Annotated in this window: 21 protein-coding genes; 10 read left to right on the top strand and 11 right to left on the bottom strand. The window is 49.9% G+C overall.

The features are described 5' to 3' along the window. Positions 1 to 318: a PepSY domain-containing protein gene (locus tag IMCC21906_RS11670; protein ID WP_047012314.1), complete on the bottom strand. Its 318-nt coding sequence runs from the start codon at positions 316 to 318 to the stop codon at positions 1 to 3. A 193-nt stretch (positions 319 to 511) separates the two neighbouring features. Between IMCC21906_RS11670 and IMCC21906_RS11665 the strand changes: the two genes are divergently transcribed. Next, positions 512 to 1,135 (top strand): glutathione S-transferase family protein, encoded by a 624-nt coding sequence (locus IMCC21906_RS11665; RefSeq protein ID WP_047012313.1) that lies wholly within the window; start codon positions 512 to 514, stop codon positions 1,133 to 1,135. A gap of 39 nt (positions 1,136 to 1,174) precedes the next feature. Here the strand turns inward: IMCC21906_RS11665 and IMCC21906_RS11660 are convergent, their stop codons facing one another. Together IMCC21906_RS11660 and IMCC21906_RS11655 are read right to left on the bottom strand one after the other, a co-directional pair. Continuing rightward, positions 1,175 to 1,516 carry a hypothetical protein gene (locus IMCC21906_RS11660; RefSeq protein WP_047012312.1) on the bottom strand — a complete coding sequence of 114 codons (342 nt, stop codon included), beginning with the start codon at positions 1,514 to 1,516 and terminating at the stop codon, positions 1,175 to 1,177. A 174-nt stretch (positions 1,517 to 1,690) separates the two neighbouring features. Continuing rightward, positions 1,691 to 2,494 (bottom strand): hypothetical protein, encoded by an 804-nt coding sequence (locus IMCC21906_RS11655; RefSeq protein WP_156166038.1) that lies wholly within the window; start codon positions 2,492 to 2,494, stop codon positions 1,691 to 1,693. A 53-nt stretch (positions 2,495 to 2,547) separates the two neighbouring features. Here IMCC21906_RS11655 and IMCC21906_RS11650 point away from each other — a divergent pair, with 53 nt between their 5' ends. Both IMCC21906_RS11650 and IMCC21906_RS11645 read left to right on the top strand, forming a co-directional pair. Beyond that, positions 2,548 to 3,351, top strand: coding sequence for an alpha/beta fold hydrolase (locus IMCC21906_RS11650; protein ID WP_052763510.1), 804 nt, complete (start codon positions 2,548 to 2,550; stop codon positions 3,349 to 3,351). A 66-nt stretch (positions 3,352 to 3,417) separates the two neighbouring features. Next, entirely contained in the window at positions 3,418 to 4,293 is an 876-nt protein-coding gene (locus tag IMCC21906_RS11645) for a DUF2971 domain-containing protein (RefSeq protein ID WP_047012311.1), read from the top strand. Positions 4,294 to 4,301: 8 nt separating this feature from the next. Here the strand turns inward: IMCC21906_RS11645 and IMCC21906_RS11640 are convergent, their stop codons facing one another. The 3 genes from IMCC21906_RS11640 to IMCC21906_RS11630 form a co-directional block, all read right to left on the bottom strand. After that, positions 4,302 to 5,093, bottom strand: coding sequence for a pseudouridine synthase (locus IMCC21906_RS11640; RefSeq protein WP_156166037.1), 792 nt, complete (start codon positions 5,091 to 5,093; stop codon positions 4,302 to 4,304). A gap of 66 nt (positions 5,094 to 5,159) precedes the next feature. Further along, positions 5,160 to 5,741, bottom strand: a complete 582-nt coding sequence (locus IMCC21906_RS11635; protein ID WP_047012310.1) for a YtfJ family protein — start codon at positions 5,739 to 5,741, stop codon at positions 5,160 to 5,162. A 114-nt stretch (positions 5,742 to 5,855) separates the two neighbouring features. Continuing rightward, positions 5,856 to 6,260: a secondary thiamine-phosphate synthase enzyme YjbQ gene (locus IMCC21906_RS11630; RefSeq protein ID WP_047012309.1), complete on the bottom strand. Its 405-nt coding sequence runs from the start codon at positions 6,258 to 6,260 to the stop codon at positions 5,856 to 5,858. Between the two features lie 194 nt (positions 6,261 to 6,454). Here IMCC21906_RS11630 and IMCC21906_RS11625 point away from each other — a divergent pair, with 194 nt between their 5' ends. Next, positions 6,455 to 6,790, top strand: a complete 336-nt coding sequence (locus tag IMCC21906_RS11625) for a hypothetical protein (protein WP_156166036.1) — start codon at positions 6,455 to 6,457, stop codon at positions 6,788 to 6,790. A gap of 128 nt (positions 6,791 to 6,918) precedes the next feature. Next, positions 6,919 to 7,494, top strand: coding sequence for an outer membrane beta-barrel protein (locus IMCC21906_RS11620; RefSeq protein ID WP_156166035.1), 576 nt, complete (start codon positions 6,919 to 6,921; stop codon positions 7,492 to 7,494). A gap of 113 nt (positions 7,495 to 7,607) precedes the next feature. On the opposite strand, the gene IMCC21906_RS11615 is transcribed toward IMCC21906_RS11620, so the two are convergent. Together IMCC21906_RS11615 and bioA are read right to left on the bottom strand one after the other, a co-directional pair. Further along, positions 7,608 to 8,429 carry an ion transporter gene (locus IMCC21906_RS11615; RefSeq protein WP_047012307.1) on the bottom strand — a complete coding sequence of 274 codons (822 nt, stop codon included), beginning with the start codon at positions 8,427 to 8,429 and terminating at the stop codon, positions 7,608 to 7,610. Then, positions 8,426 to 9,733 carry an adenosylmethionine--8-amino-7-oxononanoate transaminase gene (gene bioA, locus IMCC21906_RS11610; protein WP_047012306.1) on the bottom strand — a complete coding sequence of 436 codons (1,308 nt, stop codon included), beginning with the start codon at positions 9,731 to 9,733 and terminating at the stop codon, positions 8,426 to 8,428. Before bioA ends, IMCC21906_RS11615 begins: the two co-directional genes overlap by 4 nt. Positions 9,734 to 9,879: 146 nt before the next feature. Between bioA and IMCC21906_RS11605 the strand changes: the two genes are divergently transcribed. Continuing rightward, a complete protein-coding gene (locus IMCC21906_RS11605; protein ID WP_047012305.1) occupies positions 9,880 to 11,244 on the top strand; it encodes an aspartate ammonia-lyase in 1,365 nt (454 codons plus the stop codon). Between the two features lie 64 nt (positions 11,245 to 11,308). Here the strand turns inward: IMCC21906_RS11605 and IMCC21906_RS11600 are convergent, their stop codons facing one another. Beyond that, positions 11,309 to 11,962 (bottom strand): arylesterase, encoded by a 654-nt coding sequence (locus IMCC21906_RS11600; protein WP_047012304.1) that lies wholly within the window; start codon positions 11,960 to 11,962, stop codon positions 11,309 to 11,311. Between IMCC21906_RS11600 and IMCC21906_RS11595 the strand changes: the two genes are divergently transcribed. Together IMCC21906_RS11595 and IMCC21906_RS11590 are read left to right on the top strand one after the other, a co-directional pair. Then, entirely contained in the window at positions 11,963 to 12,634 is a 672-nt protein-coding gene (locus IMCC21906_RS11595) for an ABC transporter ATP-binding protein (protein WP_047012303.1), read from the top strand. It begins immediately after the preceding gene. Next, on the top strand, positions 12,631 to 15,120 hold the full coding sequence (locus IMCC21906_RS11590; protein ID WP_052763509.1) for an ABC transporter permease: 2,490 nt from the start codon (positions 12,631 to 12,633) through the stop codon (positions 15,118 to 15,120). The genes IMCC21906_RS11595 and IMCC21906_RS11590 overlap by 4 nt, the downstream gene beginning before the upstream one ends. Before the next feature lie 62 nt (positions 15,121 to 15,182). Here the strand turns inward: IMCC21906_RS11590 and IMCC21906_RS11585 are convergent, their stop codons facing one another. Then, positions 15,183 to 16,085 carry a LysR family transcriptional regulator gene (locus tag IMCC21906_RS11585; RefSeq protein WP_047012302.1) on the bottom strand — a complete coding sequence of 301 codons (903 nt, stop codon included), beginning with the start codon at positions 16,083 to 16,085 and terminating at the stop codon, positions 15,183 to 15,185. Between the two features lie 467 nt (positions 16,086 to 16,552). Here IMCC21906_RS11585 and IMCC21906_RS11580 point away from each other — a divergent pair, with 467 nt between their 5' ends. Then, a complete protein-coding gene (locus IMCC21906_RS11580; RefSeq protein WP_047012301.1) occupies positions 16,553 to 17,347 on the top strand; it encodes an SDR family NAD(P)-dependent oxidoreductase in 795 nt (264 codons plus the stop codon). Positions 17,348 to 17,476: 129 nt separating this feature from the next. Continuing rightward, on the top strand, positions 17,477 to 18,760 hold the full coding sequence (locus IMCC21906_RS11575; RefSeq protein ID WP_047012300.1) for a DUF2254 domain-containing protein: 1,284 nt from the start codon (positions 17,477 to 17,479) through the stop codon (positions 18,758 to 18,760). Between the two features lie 118 nt (positions 18,761 to 18,878). Here IMCC21906_RS11575 and IMCC21906_RS11570 read toward each other — a convergent pair whose 3' ends face one another. Continuing rightward, the gene (locus IMCC21906_RS11570) at positions 18,879 to 19,559 is read right to left on the bottom strand and encodes a TetR/AcrR family transcriptional regulator (protein ID WP_052763508.1); all 681 of its coding nucleotides are present in this window, start codon (positions 19,557 to 19,559) and stop codon (positions 18,879 to 18,881) included. Between the last annotated feature and the right edge of the window lie 195 nt (positions 19,560 to 19,754).

The raw sequence follows: 19,754 nt of genomic DNA, 5'->3' as shown, positions 1-19,754 counted from the left end.
TTAGCGGCCATCAATAATAACGTTTTTTATTTTGCCATTGTCTTGGAGGATTCTGACTTTATACGCGACACCGCCCCGGTCCTGGATTTGACGGACGCCGACTGCGCGGCCGTTATAACGGCGTTCGGCAATGGAGACGGCTTCCCGAGAGCTGATGCTGTTCTGAATTTGACTTGGTCGTAACTGGCGGTCATTTAAATTGGGACGCGTGATAATACCGCCACCTTGTCCCAAGCTTTGCAGCGGGTTGGCATAGCTTGCTGCGCTAAATCCCAGCAGGATTCCCAGCAATATCGATGTCAGTTGAAAATAGCGCATAGCTTTGGGTTCTTATCCACTGTCCTAAGCATGGTAGAGTGTTTTTTGCTGTACTTCTCATTATACGTCAGCTTTGCTGAAGTCGCAGTGCTTGACTGCAATGAGCTACGTTATGTGGAGTGCAGTGATAAGACAATACGTTAGAACAGCTGAACTCATCCTGAATCAATAATAGGCAACTGAGGTAACAACAATGAAACTCTATACTTTTGACCCTGCGCCAAACCCGCGGCGTGTCGCGTTAATGCTTAAATACAAGGGCGTAGAGCTAGCCAGTGAGCAAATAAGCTTGATGGAAGGAGCGCAGTTTTCAGAAGCATTTAAAGAAGTGAATCCTCGGTGCACGGTACCCGTGTTGCTGTTGGATGATGGCCAGCGTTTGTGCGATGTGATTGCTATTTGCTCCTATTTAGATCATCAGTATCCGGAAAAAACGGTTTTTGGTAATGACGCGTTAGAGCGGGCTCAAATATTAGGATATTGCCATCGCTTTTTTCTTGAGGGTTTTTCGGCAGTAGCGGAAGTACTGCGCAATGGCAATGACAATTTTAAAGGTAGGGCGTTGCCTGGCACTTTAAAATTGGAACAGATTCCCGCCTTGGCTGAGCGGGGAAGCAAGCGATTAACTGCATTTTTCGAGGATATGAATGCCGAGCTGGAAAACCGACGTTTTTTGGTGGGTGATCAACTCAGCCAAGCCGACATTGATTTGCTTGTCGCTGTGGAATTTTCTGGGTGGGTGAGCCAGCCGCCATCTACTGATCATTTGGCCTTACAGCGACACATTGAGCTGGTCCGACAAACCCTAGGGGAATAAAGAGCCAGCTAACAGCTGGCCGAGGCTGTTTTGGACTGATTACAAGCCTAAAAATATTCGGATGCCAGTATCGTGGCCGCGACGACGATGGTCGCAGTAACGGGTGTGCACGTGGCGTTGGTAATAGCGTGGTGCCTGCTCATAGTAAACATGCGTATGATGATTGCGGGCGTGACGCTTATCGCGATGTTTGTAATGCTTGTCACGCTGCTTGTAGTGCTTGCCAAAATGTTGATCGCGTTGATGGGGATGGCTGTAGTAGCTATGACCAGCCACAACTTGACCACGAAACTCCTTGTGATAGTTACTAGGGTGGCCTGCTTGGGCAGCGCCCGCAAACGCTAAATTGGTGATGATGAATACGGCATTTATGAGCTTCATAATCTGGGCTCCTGTTCTAATATACAGCTTAAAGATGCCAGAGGATGGCTGTATGAATGCTGAACAATACTGAGAGCAGAATGAAGCGCGAAATGACGGGGAGGAGCGCGCGTATAGTGATTACAAAAGCCAAGCAGGGCAATATTCATGCCCTGTTTGGCTGGGGCCAGACCGTTATTTGTCGTTTTTGGCTTCTTCTGTCTTGCCTGGCCACGCTTCCATTTTTATTAATGGATGGAGAGAGAGTTGAATCCCTTCTTCAATAAAGCGGTCTTTGCTCAGAATTTTCTTTCTTCGAACAAAACTTTTGTCTGAGCGCCGCTTATCTATTGAATGCAGCGTGTCCAGTCCGCCGCGGCTGCTGAAGAGGGGTTCGCCGTCAGGGGAGTACAATGTCATGATTAAACTCGCACCCTTAATAACTTGCGTCCAATCAAATTCGACTGAGACCGAGTCAGCTGCGCCATCAACGGCGGGTTCTCTGGTGACACCGTACCATTGCGCATTGTGCTTCAGTCCCGGGCTATGCTGTACCTCATGCTCAATTAAGTCGGTGAACAGCACGGCGTCTACACTACCTTCTTCTTTGATTTGAGCCAGGGTACTGGCCATCACGATTTGCCAACCTTTGCCGTCAACCTTACCGCTGGTGGGGTCATAGAAATCGCCATGGGTCAAAATAGCCTTGCGCCAAGCATTTTCAAAAATATGCTGAGGAAGCACTTCGTAACCATTGGCGGTAAGGTAATCTTCGGTCATGGCGTCGATCTTAGGCACAGAGTCCCGTAGTATCGACCGGGTCGGCTCGCCAGAAACATTTACCGTCGCAATGATAACTGTCTTAACGGGGCTTTTTTTCAGGGCCTCTTTGTTGATGTAATACTCATACGTTGTGGGGTTGTAGCGGACGGACGAGCAGCCCTGGAGTAGAAATACCACGGCCAACACGCAATAGATTAGCGTTGTAATTTTTCGCACAATCACACCTTTGTAATTAGTTTGGTCCAGCATTCTAGCAATCGAGGTATAGCATGAGAAGTGAACTTGCCACTGGCACCGTCAATCTTCACGCCGAAGTTCGTGGAGAAGGCGAGAAAACAGTGGTTTTGCTGCATGGTCTTTTTGGTTCTGGCAGCAATTTATTGGCACTCACAAAATATTTGTCGCCATTTTATAAAGTAGTACTTTTGGATTTACGTAACCACGGTAAATCTGCCCATAGCGACGTAATGGATATTCCGCATATGGCAAAGGACGTCATTGCCAAACTGGATGATTTAGATATCAACCAAGCCGATATTATGGGTCATTCTTTAGGCGGCAAAGTGGCAATGGACGTTGCCGCCAGCTTTCCTGAACGTGTCCGGCAATTAGTGGTTGCTGACATTGCACCGGTCGCTTATGGGCGGGGTCACGATGATATTTTAACTGCCTTGCAGGGGCTTGATCTGCGAGGCATCGAAAGCCGGCAACAAGCCGATGTCGAACTGCAGAGCGCAATCCCTGAAGTAGCGATTAGACAATTTTTGCTAAAAAACTTGATGCGTAGCAGCGATGAAAACTGGGCGTGGAAAATGAATTTGTCGGCGATTGCACAGTGTTACGATAATCTGAGTGAAGCGCCGAGTAAGGGCATATTTTCGGGGCCCACCTTATTTATTAGAGGCGGCGCGTCAGACTATATAAAAGATGAGTACCGGGTGGGTATCCAGAAGCAGTTTCCCAATGTAGAAATTAAAACCATTGAGGAGGCGGGGCATTGGCTCCATGCTGAAAAACCGGTGATTTTCAATGAAATGGTACTGAGCTTTTTACGTGGCAGCGATGACTTTTAACTGTTTCATTAAATTATTACCCGTTTGGTTTGAAGCGTTCGGATTAAGGCAAAATTTGGAGCGAGGATGATTACAGCCATTACCGAATCCCTATACGCGGAGCGGCCAAAAGATACTTTGTATCATTACACCTCCTTCACCGGCGTGCTGGGGATTGTCAGCAGCCAAGTGCTTTGGGCCAGCGATATTCGCTACATGAACGATTCGGCTGAACTACGCCACACCGCGGATCTGGTGAAAGCGGAGGTGACCGAGCGGATAGCGTCTGGACATGATTGCCCGCAGTTATTGAATTACTTTATTGACTGGGTCGAGCACCGAATTACCAATGGTCATATTTTATTTGGTGCGTCGTTTCGTTCTAATGGCAACCTGTTAAGTCAGTGGCGGGGTTATAGCGCCATGGGAAAAGGCGCTAGTCTGGGGTTTGATGCCGAATACGTTAGCTTTTGTGCCGCAGAACAGGATTTTAGGCTGGGACGTTGTGTTTACGACAGCAATGGCCAGCGTACTTTGATTGCTAAAATCGTCGATGCGGTAGAGGCATTGGCCGCGCAGGGTGATATTAGTGACAGCAATGCCGATGCAGAGGTATGTCACTCCCTTTTTCAGGAGTTGGAAACGGATCTCCTACGAATTGCGGCGATTCTCAAACACCCCTCGTTTGAAGAAGAGCAAGAGTGGCGTCTAGTTTCGCCAGTCATTTCAGACTATATGGCAGCGCCGGTATTTTTCAGAGAGGGGCGCAGTATGCTGGTGCCGTTTATGAAGTTTAGGCTGGCGTTGCAAAGCGCTCGAGAGATGCAGATGGACCATGTCTTTCTAGGCCCGACCCCCAATATCAGTTTGTCGATGAACTCCATGAAAATGTGCTTAGCCAAAAATGGCATTCGCCCTCGGCGGGGCATAGAGTATTGCCAAATTCCCTACCGCCAACGCTAATCAGTATGTTATTGCTGTGGCTGTTTCCGATTAGGGACAGCATCAGACCAAGAAAAACGTTGTAACAAGGCGGAAAAAGCTTCATCCAACGGCGCTTGAATCATTATTTTTTCACCGCTAAGTGGATGTTGGAAACTGCTGATATAGCTGTGCAACAGTAGTCTTGGGCAATCAAAATGTTCAGCAAAATAGCGATTATGGCGGCCACGCCCATGCTTGGCATCACCGATGATGGGGTGAGAGATATGCTTCATGTGTCGGCGCAGTTGGTGCCGTCTACCCGTTAAGGGGGATAGCTCCAGCAAGGAATAGCGGGATTGGGGATAGGTTTCAATGGCCGCCTCAATTTGATGGTGCGCCAGGCAACGAAACGTTGTTGTCGCGCTCTGAGGCTCAGCAAATGCTTGCCCTGGCGCTTTGTCTTCTTCTTTCAATGGGTGATCAACAACTCCTTCACTTGGGCAGTGGCCTCTCACAACGGCAAGATAGCGTTTATCAATTGCGTGTTGGGCAAAGCTTGCTCCCATTGCTTTGGCAAATTCTGCAGACAGGGCAAACAGCAGTACTCCAGACGTTGGCTTGTCCAGACGGTGTAGGGGATAAACATAGCGCCCCAGTTGGTTTCTCAACAGTTGTAGAGCAAAGCGGGTTTCGTGTCGGTCAATCGGGCTGCGGTGTACCAGCAACCCGGTGGGCTTGTTGACCGCCACAAGATTGTCATCTTGATACAGGATTTCCAGCGTTTCTCTGGGCGGCGCCTCTTGAGTGATAGAGGCGATATCATCAGATTTTTCAGTCATGCGTCTGTGTATTCAATACCAGAGATTTGCCTGGCATTGTCAGCGCTCAGGTGGAGGTGAAGTGGTTTATTTTGCCTGTGATTTGGCTATTTTCTTATCTAAAAGCTGAATAATTTCCGCTACCTCGTTTTCACTTAGTGAGCCTTGATTCAGGTATTCAATGACGCCATCGCTGTTAAGGAGTATTACCGCCACGCTCTTTTTTTTCAGCGACCAGAGTGACAGAGCACTGCCCACATCATCTGCAATTATAGTAGCACGGGGGTGGTCACGTTTATTATCGGCAAGTTTTCCTAGCACCAAGCCACCAGTCCCCCATAAGGCCTCATCCATATTCACTATACTGATGGATTGAAAACTGCCATCTGCATAATTTTTCGCATCAAGTTGATCGCGTAATGGCGCAATGATTTTTTCGGAAGACAGGCGCGCAGCCATATAAAAAATAAGTGTAGGGCTATCGTTCGTAATGGCAGAAGAAGACCAAGGTTGATAGCGAATATCCTCTCCCTCAAGTATCAGTTCGCCTTTGCTTTCTACTTGATAGGCGGGCAGGGTGCCTCCCAGCTCTATGGCCAGGCTCTGGTTGGAGTAGAGTCCCAAGCTTGCGACTACTAGGGCAATAATAAGCGGTAAGCAATATTTCAACGTCGTCCCCACTATGGAAAAGGTTTAATGATTTGATACTAGCATGTGCAGCCAATCTTGCCATGGCTGAGCTGCCAGCTTGATAAGCGGCGTTTTGGTCAAAATGAAAGCATATTACGGGCTGCAATGAATAATGACTTTACGAATATTGGCTGCCCGCCGATGCTCCCACAGATAAATACCTTGCCACGTTCCAAGTGCCAATTCACCGCCGATAATAGGGATGGAGAGCGAACTGGCAGTGAGCGCGGCTTTAATATGCGCGGGCATATCATCGGCGCCCTCAAGTGTGTGGGTGTAGAGGGGGTCTTTTTCGATAACTAATCGATTCAACCAGTTTTCTAAGTCTCTTTGCGCGGAAGAGTCATAATTTTCTTGAATCAAAAGGCTGGCAGAGGTGTGTTGTATGAATAGGGTGCATAAACCTTCGGCGGGTGCGTTGAGGAGTGCGTCGCGCACTTTGTCAGTAATGCTGTGTAGACCCTGAGCGGGGGTATGTATCTCAACGGTTTTGATCACCGAAACGACTCCTTGCGCCAATAATTTTTATAGCAATATGCAGTAACACGTCATGCTAGTGGAAATTTGCTTTTTTGCGAACTGTTAAAAAATCCGAACTCTCTTAAATTTAGCTAGTCCGAAGATAGGACAGGGCGCAGAGATTTATTTTGCTCCGCGCAAAATTCAGAGAAATCACAGGGAGTTACTCATTAATGAAACGGTCAATGAACTGGAAAATTCCATTCGCTACGGTTGTTTCTGCACTTTCTTTGTCAGTTGTTGCGGCACCTTTGGGTAGTGATATTGGTCAAAACCCCGACCCGTCCCCTCAGGAAAAGTTAGAGCGGGCAAAAGATGCCAATAATGCGGTGTTTAGTGCCTTAGATCGAAATAGAGATGATCAGCTGGATAAAGACGAAGCGCAGATAGAACGTACTCTGCGACATGACTTTGATGATGTTGATACCAATGCTGATGGTGTTGTCAGTCGAAAAGAGTTTATTGCGCAGCGTAAATCTGGCTCAGAAGATTTTGAAGAAGCGGAATAATACCAAAAGCGGAACTAACGACAGCAAGCCAAGCTCACAGTATACGAATGATGCAAACGTTGGCAGGTTAAAACAGTCAACATTATTGACAGCGCATCCTTATCGGGAAAAAAGAAACGGGAGAAGTAATGATGAGCTCATCTAAATTAAAGATTTTAACACTGCTTACATTAACCAGTGGTTCGATTGCACTTGCACCAGTTGCGATGGCTGCACCAGAAGGCCCGCATCTTTATGTTGGTGGTAACTACGGTGGTTATAAAGATCGCGGCGGCGACTTTGATGAAGATGATGATTTTAAAGAAGCCTTGGTCGGTTTACAGTTCAACTCCTTTATCGCTGTAGAAGCGGGCTATCTTGACTTTGGTAGTTTTGGTGGTGATATAGGCAAAGCCGATATTGATGGCTATGACATTGCGGTGGTGGGTCGTTTGCCGCTCAGTGAGCGCTTTGGTTTGTTTGCTAAAGTCGGTCAGTTATTCTGGGACGCAGACGTGAATGTCGGTGGCTTGAAAGAAAGCTATGACGGTGATGAGCCCTTTGTTGGTATCGGCGCTGACTTCCATGTTACCGATAATCTAGCAGTCGCTTTAGAGTACGACCGTTACGAGGTGGACTTGGAAGATTCCAGTTTGCCAGCACCGGCAACCCGTTTTGAAGGTGATATGGATACCGTTAAACTCGGCGCCAGGTTTGCTTTCTAAAAACGTTATGTACAGCTGAAAAGAGTCTCCACTCTTTTTATACCCCCTCGCCAGTCGGGGCTATTTCCCCTCCCCCCAAACTGCCCGGCTGGCTTTTTTATTGTGCATCTTATCTATTCGGTAACAGGTAGCTGTGCGCCGCAATATTTGCAATAGTTTGCGTTTTTATCGTGACCTAATTTTTTACAGCTATTGCATTGTTGTTGACTAATTTGACGCTGACTCTCTCTTATAAGCTCTGCACTAAGAATCCCGGTTGGAATGGCAATAATAGCGTAGCTAGTAATCATCGCCATGGCGGCAACAGCCTGGCCCATTGCTGTTTGTGGGGCAATATCACCGTAGCCTACTGTGGTGACGGTAACCACGGCCCAATAGATACTTTTAGGAAGGCTGCTGAATCCATTGCCTGGACCTTCGATAAGATACATTAATGAGCCAAAAACGATAACCAGGGTTACGACGGCAACTAAAAAAACGGAAATTTTATGCCGCGATGATTCCAGTGATCGAAGCAATACATGGGCTTCGATCATATAATGAAGCAATTTAAAAATGCGAAAAATTCGCAATACCCGGAAGATTCGAACCACAAGAAGATGCTGCGCGCCGGGAATAAAAATAGACAGGTAGGTTGGCAAGATTGCGATGAGGTCGACTAAGCCATAAAAACTAAATATGTATTTTTTTCGATTGGGTACGCAGTAGATGCGAGCTAAATATTCTACGGTGAATAAAAAAGTAAAGGCTAATTCAGCGGTAAATAACAGGTGGCCATACTTTGCATTGATCGCAGCGACAGAATCTAAAAACAGCGCAAATACACTGGCGAGAATGATGATAATGACCGCTATGTCAAAGTTGCGGCCAGGACCTTTTTCGGTACCAAAAATCACCTCGTGCATTTTGTGTTTCAGCGATGGCTTTTGACTCATGCGTCAAACTCTTTGTGCAGCACTTCAATCATACTTTTGCATAAACTCGCCAGGTCTTTGTCGCTAATAATATAGGGCGGCATGGTATAAACAAGCTTGCCAAAGGGGCGTATCCAAATGCCTGCTTCAACAAAGCGTTTTTGAATACTTACCATGTTCACCGGCTTATGTAGCTCGATCACACCAATCCCGCCCAGACAACGTACGTCTTTTACAGCATTTATCTCTTTAGCGGAGGATAAACCTGCAGACAAGCCAAGTTGAATACGCTGCATATTGCTGTGCCAATCTTGGCTTAATAGTAAATCGATACTGGCGTTGGCGACGCTGCAAGCCAGAGGATTACCCATAAACGTCGGGCCATGCATAAAAACACCGGCTTCGCCCTCGCAGATACCAACGGCAATCTCTTCGGTACAGAGCGTGGCCGCTAAAGACATATAGCCGCCGGTTAATGCTTTGCCAACACACATAATATCGGGACTGATACCTGCGTGGTCACAGGCGAACATTTCGCCGGTGCGGGCAAATCCCGTCGCGATTTCGTCGTGGATCAGCAGCACGCCGTAGTCGTCGCAAAGTGTACGTAGCCGGCGAAGATAGTCGGGGGAATAAAAGCGCATGCCGCCAGTACCTTGCACAATTGGCTCGACGATTACCGCGGCAAGGAATTGGTGATGAGCTTCCAGTAGCGCCTGCATATCAGCCATGTCGTCATCAGTGGCTTGCTGCTTGAAGTCGACGGTGGGCGAGGGGGCAAAAAAGTGTTGGGTAAGCACTTCGCTAAACAGATGATGCATGCCGGTGACCGGATCGCACACTGCCATGGTGGCAAAGGTGTCACCATGGTAGCCATTGCGCAGGGCTAGCAGTTTGGACTTTTGTTTACTGCCCTGCGAAATCCAGAATTGCAGCGCCATTTTAATCGCCACTTCCACGGCCACCGAGCCAGAATCGGAGATAAATACCCGACTCAGTGGCTCAGGGGTGATGTCGACCAATCGCTTGCCAAGGCTGGCGCCTGGTTGATGACTTAAGCCACCAAACATAACGTGGGACATGGTATCTAACTGGGCTTTGGCCGCTTGATTCAATATTGGGTTATTGTAGCCATGAATAGCGGACCACCAGGATGACATGCCGTCGATGAGTTCTCTACCGTCACTGAGCTGTAATCGTACACCGCTGGCAGAGGCGACCGGAAAGATGTCAGGGCGTTGCAACGCCGATGAATAAGGGTGCCAAATATGGTCTCGGTCCCATTGTTGCCATTGTTGTGCGCTAGCGTTTTGATAATCCGACATCGGTTCCTCCCATTCAGGGTGGCTATTCTATCAGTTGTCGAGCTGGCATAGGGTAGGGGAACATCTCTCGCTGCCATCTGTCAGCTTTAGCATAAGACACGGGCATTATTTACGGGCTATCTTAAGATTATCTTAAGGAGAGAAACATGGTTGGGTATCGCAAAGAAACAGACAGCATGGGTGAGGTCGAGGTACCTGAATCTGCCTTATATGCCGCCCAAACTCAGCGCGCGGTGGACAATTTTAAGATTAGCGACCAGCACATGCCCAGCGAGTTTATTCGCGCAGTGGCGCGTATTAAGCGCTGTGCAGCAATGATAAACCATGAGGCCGGGCTCATGGACGAAGCGGTATATCAAGCCATCAGTTTGGCCGCGGAAAAAATCCTGGCTGGCGAATATGCCGATCAATTTCCGGTTGATGTGTTTCAAACCGGCTCCGGGACCAGCACCAATATGAATGTGAACGAGGTGCTGGCTGCCTTGGCGCAGCGTCATAGTGGCCTTGAGATTAGCCCCAACGATCACGTTAATATGAGCCAGAGCAGCAATGATGTGATTCCTACGGCCATTCATCTCAGTGCTGCACTGGCCCTTCAACAGCGCCTTTTACCGGCATTAGATCATTTACAAGCTGTTATTAATGAACGGAGTATTGAGCTGCACGATATCGTTAAAACTGGCCGTACCCACTTGATGGATGCCATGCCCATTCGCTGTTCACAAGAGCTGGAGGCTTGGTCAGGGCAGCTTGATAAAAACCGCGAACGCTTACAAGAAACACTTCGTCAATTTTGTTTGTTGTCCCAGGGTGGAACAGCCGTGGGCACGGGAGTGAATGCGCCTCCCTTGTTTGCAGAAAAATTCTGTGCGGCATTAAGTGCGGATACGGGTATGAGTTTTATGCCTAACGGCTCCTTCTTTGAAGGCATTGCCAGTCAAGACGTGGCCGTGGCTGCGTCGGGACAGTTGAAAACGCTGGCGGTCAGTTTAATGAAAATCAGTAATGATTTGCGCTGGATGAATAGCGGGCCATTGGCCGGCTTGGGTGAAATTCAGCTTCCGGAATTGCAACCTGGCAGCAGTATTATGCCGGGTAAGGTGAATCCGGTTATTCCTGAAGCGGTCGCGATGGCCTCGGCACAGGTGATAGGAAATGATGCGTGTATAACGGTTGCCGGGCAATCGGGTAATTTTCAGTTAAATGTAATGCTCCCCGTTATCGCCAGTAACTTATTGCAGAGTATTAAGCTGATGAGTAATGCCATGACGGCATTGGCAGACAAAGCTATTGCTGGCTTTGTGGTTAATGAGGCAGCGTTGAATCGGGCGGTGTCCCGCAACCCTATTTTGGTGACGGCCTTAAATCCGGTGATAGGGTATTTAAATGCGGCTGACATTGCTAAAAAAGCTTATAAAGAAGGGCGGCCAGTGATTGATGTCGCAGAAAAAATGACTGACCTATCCAGAACTGAACTGGAAAAGATGCTTGATCCTCGAAACTTGGTGTAAGGCCATTTTGTAGGGGCTTTTGTAGGGCTTTAAGCCTCCCGCATTTTAAGTGCCTGAACGGCGTTTAATTAGTCGAGTCGAGCAAAGGTCGTAGCACCGACAATACATTCTGCAAAATTATCGGCTGGGCCTCTGCCGTGGGATGAATGCCGTCGCCCTGCATTAGCCGTGGTTGCTTGGCCACCCCATCTAGTAAAAACGGCAATAAGGCCGTATTGTTTTCTTCGGCTAGTGATAGGTAAATATTGTGAAAGCCGTCGGCATAGCGGCGGCCGTAATTAGGCGGAATATGCATGCCCAGTAACACAACCTTGGCCCCCTTTTTTTGGCCAAGCTTGATCATTTTTTCGATATTTTCTCGTATGCGTACCAGCGGGTAGCCACGCAGCCCATCATTGCCTCCCAGCTCAATAATCAATATATCGGTATTGTTTTTGGCGAGTAGCGCCGGTAGTCGGGCAAGCCCCCCCGCAGTGGTTTCGCCGCTGACACTGGCATTTTTAAGGCTGTGTTCCTCGTCGATGGAATCTTGTAACAAGGCGGGCCAGCTACTTTCTACGGGTATTTTATAGGCGGCACTCAGACTGTCGCCCAATAGTAGAATGGTGTCGGCAAGGACAATTCGGGGCAAAGCCCCTTGTAATAACAGGACTAGCAATAGGGCTAGTGCGCGCCGAGGCGAAATCCGTCCGGGCAAAAACTGGATAAAGTGAGTCATATGATATCGGTTACAAACCTCAGTAAGACAGTGGCACTAGCTGGACATACGCTGCAGATATTGAAAGGGATTTCTGTAGAAATCAAGACAGGAGAAAGCGTGGCCATTGTCGGAGCTTCAGGTGCCGGTAAATCAACGTTGCTGGGACTGCTTGCAGGGCTAGATACCGCCAGCACGGGTGATGTATCCATTGCCGGAGAGTCGTTGAGTTCAATGAATGAAGACCAACGTGCAGCCTTGCGGGCGCGCTATGTCGGCTTTGTCTTTCAGTCATTTCAATTGCTGCCGGGTTTAAGCGCATTAGAAAACGTTATGTTGCCGCTCGAGCTAGACCAGCGCCGCGATGCACTGGCAACTGCCAAAACATTTTTGCATCGCGTCGGGCTGGCCGAGCGAGAGAGCCATTACCCTAGGCAGCTTTCCGGGGGGGAGCAACAGCGCGTGGCGTTGGCCCGCGCCTTTGCTGTGCAACCCAAAATTTTGTTTGCCGATGAGCCCACCGGTAATCTTGATGCTAAAACCGGCGCACACATAATTGATTTACTGTTTGAGTTAAACCAAAAATCTGCCACGACTTTGGTGTTGGTCACCCATGAAGCCAGCCTTGCCAGTCGCTGTCAGCGCATTTTAACAATGGATGATGGGGTGTTGACGGAAGATCGCCCATCATGATGTTTCGACATGCATTACGCAATTTACTCAGAGCATGGCGGGGCGGGGAGCTGGCTTTGTTGGCCCTATCGCTGTTATTGGCGGTGAGCATTGTCAGCGGTATTGCCGGGTTTTCCGAACGTTTAAACCTGGCCATGCTGGAGCAGAGTCAGCATTTTCTGGCTGCTGACCGGGTATTGAAGTCACCTAGACCGCTACCCCAGGCGTGGCTGGAAAAGGCCGGAGAGTTGGATTTACGTCAGGCCCAAACCCTGCGTTTCCGCTCGATGTTAATGGCTGATGATCAATTGCAATTGGCGTCGATTAAAGCTGCCACGGCAGCTTACCCCTTGATTGGCGCCATTGAGGCAGGTGACGAGGTGTTTGGGCCGGGGCAGTTGACTGAGGTGGGCCCGGCCCCTGGCGAAATCTGGCTAGACTCGCGGTTGTTTTCACTATTGGCGATAACGCCCGGCATGAAAATTGAGCTGGGAGAGCTGAGTCTAACGGCCAGCAAAGTGTTAATAAGCGAGCCAGATCAAGGCGGCATGTCTGGGTTGTTTGCGGCAAGAGCACTGATGAACCAAGAGGATGTTGCCGCCACCGAGGTTGTTCAGCCCGGTAGCCGAGTGTCGTATCGCTATTTATTCAGTGGCGATGCCGAGGCATTGGAGGCGTATCAACAGTGGTTACAGCCTCAGTTATTACCTGCCCATAAGTGGTTGGATGTACGCGACGGCCAGCCCGCCCTTGCCGAAACATTATCGAGAGCCGAGGGGTATTTACTGTTGGCCGCAAGTTTGGGTGTGGCGCTGGCGGGTGTAGCCGTGGCACTGGCTGCCCGGCGTTTTGGTGAGCGCCATGTTGACCAGGTGGCTGTTATGAAAGCTCTCGGTGCCAGTCGCCGTTATATTTTGCACAGCTTCTTCGTCGAGTTGTTTTTGTTGGCGGTACTGGCCACCTTGATGGGTGCCGTGGTGGGTAAAGCCCTGCAGTGGAGCTTATTTTACAGCCTGAGAGAGCTGATCGATCTGGAGATACCCAGTGCCGGTTGGTTGCCATTGCTGGTGGGCGGCGCCACGGCCTTGGTCTGTACTCTGGTTTTTGCGATGCCGCCTATCTGGCAGTTGAGTCGGGTTTCACCCCTGCGCGTCCTGCGTCGTGATCAGGCTGCTGGTAGTACTGCGCTAGTGGCCAGCGGCGGTTTGGGTTTGTTTGGTATCGCTGGCTTAATGTGGTGGTATAGCGGCAATTTGTGGATTGCTTTAGCGGTGATGTTTGCCAGCATCACTCTGGTCGTTTTGGCTATGGTGTCGGTGCTGTTACTGATTCGCTTTGCTAAATTTCGCGCAGAAAAAGCCAAGGGCACACGCTTGCGATTGGTGTTGGCAGCAATCTATCGACGGCGTTTTGCCAATGCTTTTCAGGTAGCCAGTTTTGCATTGGCGTTAATGGCACTGGCCAGCCTGGCGGTGTTGAGAGAGTCCCTAATCGAAGATTGGCAGTTACAAGTAGATGCTGGTGCGCCCAATCACTTCTTAATTAATATTCAGAATGTTGAACTGGCACCGCTGCAGGCATTTTTTCAACGGCAGGAGATTTCCTACGCGGGTTTGTATCCCATGGTGCGGGGACGCCTTAGTCATATTGATGGCAATGCCGTGGGTGATATTAAAGGCATAGATAAGGCCGAAGATAATATTGATAGAGAGATGAACCTGAGCTGGGCCGAAACCTTGCCAGATGATAATCGCTTATTGTCGGGGCGTTGGTGGCAAGCCGGTGATAAGCAACGCGAGCCTCTGCCCGTTTCTGTCGAAGTCGATATCGCCGAGCAACTTAAACTGGAGCTGGGCAGCCGGTTACGTTTTGACTTAGGCGGGCAGTCGCTGTTTGCGGAGGTGGCGAGTATAAGGAGTCTGGAGTGGACGAGTATGCGCCCCAACTTTTATTTTATTTTTCCGCCTGATAGTTTGAGTCAATATGCCGGTAGCTATATCACCAGCTTTTATTTGCCGCCGGATAAAAAGCCATTGTTATCCGAATTGCTCCGACAATTTCCCACCTTTACGCTTATTGAAATTGACGGCATTTTGAAGCAAATGAAAACCGTGATTGCCCAGCTCAGTGCGGCTATTGGTTTAGTGTTGGCGATGGTGCTGGTGTGTGCGCTGTTAGTGACGCTTGCGAATGTGCAGGCGAGTCTTGACAGTCGCCTCAAAGAAAATGCCTTACTCCGAACGCTGGGAGCCAGTACGTCGTTAATTCGTAGCAGCTTGTTAGCCGAGTTTGTGGTGATGGGGGCAATGGCGGGCTTACTGGCCGCGCTGGGATGTAACCTAACTTTATCGGCCGTGCAGCTATGGGTGTTGGACATGCCGTTGGTATGGCATTGGCCGGTGTTTATTGCTGCGCCCTTGTTTGGTGGGTTTTTGTTTGCAGCCACAGGATGGCTGGGTTGTCGGCGGGTGGTGAGCGCGCCGCCAATGGCTATTTTGAGGAGCTAAAGGTGTGGGGAAGAGGGTGTCGTCAGGTTGATGACTCATGCCAGGCAAGCGGCAGCCCCACATTAAACAAAAGGCAGTTGACTGCGCAGTTTGTCCATTTCGGCCACCAAAAAGTCGATAAACACGCGCACCCTGGGTGCCAGGTCGCGTTTCTGTAAATACACTGCGCTGATCGGCGCCGAGGCTTGGGCATGGTCGGGGAGGACTTGAATTAATTGCCCTGACTGCAGGTCTTCGACAACATCCCAATACGACTTCAGTACAATTCCCATACCTTGCAGGGCCATGCTGTGACCCGCTTCGCCATCGTTACAGCAAATGCTGCCGTGGACTTGAACGCTGCTATTGGTAAACCGCCACTCAGTATCAGCCTGTCTGCCCAGCACAATACACTGGTGTTGTTGTAAGTCGTCTAGTGAACTGGGGGTGCCCCAACGGCCTAAATAGTCTGGCGATGCACATAGCACCCGGCGGTTGGGGAGTAGTTCCCGGGCCACCATGCCCGAATCGGGAAGCTGGCCATAGCGGATAGCCACATCAATACTGCCAGCAATTAAGTCTTCTACTCCGTCGGTAAATATCAACTGCAAGTTTAAATCGGGAAAGTCGCGTTTAAAGGGCGCGAGGAGGGGCACCAAACGCTGCCGACCAAAGCTGTGGGGGGCGGTGATACGTAAGTTACCCGCCACCCGCTGGTTGGTTTGCAGCAGAATTTCTTCGGCTTGATCCAGTTCTAAAAGAGCGCGTTGAGCGTAGCTGTAAAGGGTTTTACCCTCGTCGCTGACCGACAATCGGCGGGTGCTGCGATGAATGAGTTGCAAACCCAGGCGGGCTTCCAGCTTGGCCAGCCGTTTACTGGCGGCGGCAATAGACAGGCCTAAATCCTGAGCGGCCGCGGTCAGGCTACCTAAGGTGACTACACGCTCAAATACCCGTAGGCCGATCAGGTCATCTAATCCCTTCATTTTTAACTCTTTAGACAAAATTACATAAGGCACCTCTGATTAATTCGGTGATATCTCAAGCTTAGCCAAAAGCGGCTCAACAAGGCGCCGACATGAAGGAATGCTGGTTGCCTTTCAAGTGGCGGCAACGCAGTTGAGTCGCTTTTGGCTAAGCCCCGAGGGGCGGGCCTCTGGCGCACACTGGACTGCGTTGCCATGCTCATTAAGGACAACCAGCCTTAATCGCGGCAACTGCTCCTGCGTTGCGCTACCTCCTGCATCCATGCAGTCGTTCGCATCGCGTCTTGCCAGTGCGCGCCAGAGACTCCGTTGAAACATTACCGAATTAATCAGAGGTGCCTTAATACTTTGTCTATTTAATCAATAAACCGGGGCCGATACGATATTTTTGTGGACACTTGTTCGCTTCTGCTCAGCAATTGGCAGAAAGGTATTGCTCAAGATTCCTCAACACTAAAGGATATGAAATGCATATAGATCTTCAAGGTAAACGCGCACTGGTGACGGCTTCTTCTGGCGGCATTGGTTTTGCCATTGCCAAGGGTTTGCTGGCGACCGGCGCAGAGGTCATTTTAAATGGCCGCAATGAAAGTAGTCTCAGCAAGGCAAAAGACAGCTTGCTTGCCGAATTTTCCTCGGCGACCTTGAGCACCGTCGCTGCCGACCTTGGCAGTGCAGAGGGCTGTGCGGCATTGATCAAAGCAGTGCCAAAAGTGGATATTCTCGTCAACAATGCGGGCATCTACGGTCCGGAAGATTTCTTTGAAACCGACGACGACACATGGGCGCGTTACTGGCAAACCAATGTGATGTCGGGAGTGCGATTATCCAGGGCGTATTTGCCGACGATGCAGGAAAACGGCTGGGGCAGAGTGGTGTTTATCTCTTCAGAGTCAGCGCGCAATATTCCCGCCGATATGATTCATTACGGGGTCAGTAAAACAGCGCAGCTGTCGTTGTCGAGGGGGTTGGCAAAACGTGTGGCGGGCAGCGGCGTAACGGTAAACAGTGTCTTGCCGGGGCCGACCTTGTCCGATGGTTTTGAGGCGATGTTTGCCGATGAAGCAGAAAAAACGGGTAAAAGTGTAGAAGAGTTGGGCGCAGAATTTGTGATGGCCCATCGCGCCAGCTCGGTGATACAGCGCCCGGCAACCACGGCAGAGGTGGCCAATATGGTCGTTTACGTGTGCTCTCAGCAGGCTTCAGCCACCAGTGGCGCCGCGCTGCGGGTGGATGGCGGAGTGGTTGACGATATTGTGTAAACCTTTCATTGCTTAAATGCCGCGGTTGTAGATAGGTACGGGTCAGCGCACAGAGTTTAAAAAATGAATTGGGCATGGACGCCCATCCCCTTCCTAAGCCAAAATCCATTAATTAAAAAAGGGATCAAAATGGCTTCGTTCATGTCGGCAGACCGGCTCAGGTTTATCATTAACCGATTTCGCGAGCGGCTTTGGGTTAAACCCTTAGCTGTTTGTTTGTTATCGATTGCAGCGGTATTTATCGCCAAGCTGGCAGATGGCAGTGCGTTAGCAGAATTGGCCCCTGAGATTGCGGTAGATTCAATCAAAAAGCTGCTGTCCATTATGTCTGCCAGCATGTTGGTTATTGCGACTTTTTCGGTGACGTCGATGGTGTCGGCCTACGCTTCGGCAAGCAGTACCGCCACCCCGCGTTCGTTCACCTTGGTTGTCGCGGACGATGCCTCTCAAAATGCACTGTCGACCTTTGTTGGCGCATTTATTTTTAGTGTTGTGGGGATTACCGCAGTCACCAATAATTATTTCGACACCGCAGGTCTCTTTGTACTCTTTGCGCTGACGATAATGGTGTTTGGCATTGTTATCATGACCTTTGTCCGCTGGGTAGATCGTATCGCCCGTTTAGGACGCATGGGTTCAACCATCGATAAAGTGGAATTGGCTACTGCTGCAGCATTAAAACGTCGGCAGAACGCGCCAAGGCTTTGTGGTGTGCAAGTTGGCGCTGAGCCCAGTGGTCAGGCTGTGTTTACAGAGCGAGTGGGGTATGTACAACATATCGACACAGCGGCACTTCAGCAGTGGGCGGAGGAGGCCGATGCTCGGTTAGTTGTGATGGCTCTGCCGGGTAGCTTGGCCGCACCGGGTCAGCCATTAGCTTACATCAGAGATAAGCAAGACAAGAACGTCGATATTGATCCCCAATGTGTGATCAAGGCGTTTCAAATTGGTCGCCATCGTTTGTTTGACGACGACCCACGCTTTGGCTTGGTGGTGTTGTCAGAGATTGCCAGCCGCGCCTTGTCGCCTGCCGTGAATGATCCCGGCACGGCAATTAATGTTGTCGGAACATTGCTGCGACTCTTGGCCGAGTGGGGGCAGCCCAACACCGCCGAGGATAATGATCTACCTCAATACGACCGTGTAGAAGTGCCGGAGGTTACAGTGCGACAAATGTTCGACGATGCATTTACAGCAATTGGTCGCGATGGTGCAGCGATGGTGGAGGTGTCGGTACGATTACAAAAAGCCTTACACTCACTCGCCTCTACCGGTGACGCCGGGATGAGCGATGCCGCCAAATATCATGGGCGGTTGGCGCTAAAGCGGGCAGAGATCGCTTTGAACGTAGAGGAAGATTTGGAGGCCGTTAGAGGTGCCGCTGTGTTTGCTGCGTTGAGAGCTTCTTCTTGATCAGCGTTAAAAGCGTTATCGCCTGGGATGGTATATGGACGTTTTTTAGCCGGGATAAGTTGTAACGGGGTTACCAGCGAGCGCTTGCTGGCTGGTAACTTGACTGCTACTAGACCGCTTAGCTTTCTGTTTTTGGCTGCTCAGAGTATTTGCTGGCTTCAGTGGGCAGGGTGGCAATATCTTTTGGGTCTACACAAAGTCCGGCCACCATCATTCGCAGGGATTTTTCTGCCTGAAGGTCCAGGTCCCGGTGGTAACCATAGGTGTCTGAGTGATCCAGCATTAGGGTGGCGACGCCGTGAACAGCGGCCCAGATGGTGTGGGCAATGGACGCGACATCATCGATTTGTCGAATCTCGTTGTTTTTAAACCCGCGCTCAACGCCAGCGCGTACTTTGTAGATAGCTTCTCTACCCGCCGAAAAGAGCTCGGGGTATTCATTACGCGGGGTGAGTGCTGGGCCAAACATAAGGTGGAACATGGCGGTGTGAGTTTTGGCAAAGTGCACGTAAGCAAGGCCAAATTTAAGCAAGCTGAAGTCTGCCCGCACCTCGTTTTCGCTGGGTTTGCAAATTTCAAAAAAGCGATTGAAACCTTCAGTTGCCAAGGCTGCGAGCAGGGCGTTTTTATCTTTGAAATGGCGATAAGGTGCGGTTTGGGAGACGCCAATCTCTCGGGCCAGGGCGCGTAAGCTTAGGTCACCGATGCCGCCTTCAACAAGATGTTTTTCTGCCAACTCCATCAATTCCTGGCGAAGGTTGCCGTGGTGGTAGTTGGTGCTGGTAGGGTTGCTAGTCATAGTCGTGTGCCTTCATTAAGGCATTAATGTTGACAGCGATTATATGGGCTGTCACGTGTTTTTTGCGTTTACCGCAAGCTAAGTGCCTGGCAGCTGCCATAAAGGCGGCAATTCTACCTAATTCCTCAGGCCGCGTCTTTGTCTTGAACGAATACAGTAAAATGTTACCGAAGCCTCAAATTTACTACTGATGAG

This window comes from Spongiibacter sp. IMCC21906 (assembly GCF_001010805.1).
Taxonomy (GTDB): Bacteria; Pseudomonadota; Gammaproteobacteria; order Pseudomonadales; family Spongiibacteraceae; genus Spongiibacter.
This window is presented reverse-complemented; position numbering and strand designations above follow the sequence as displayed.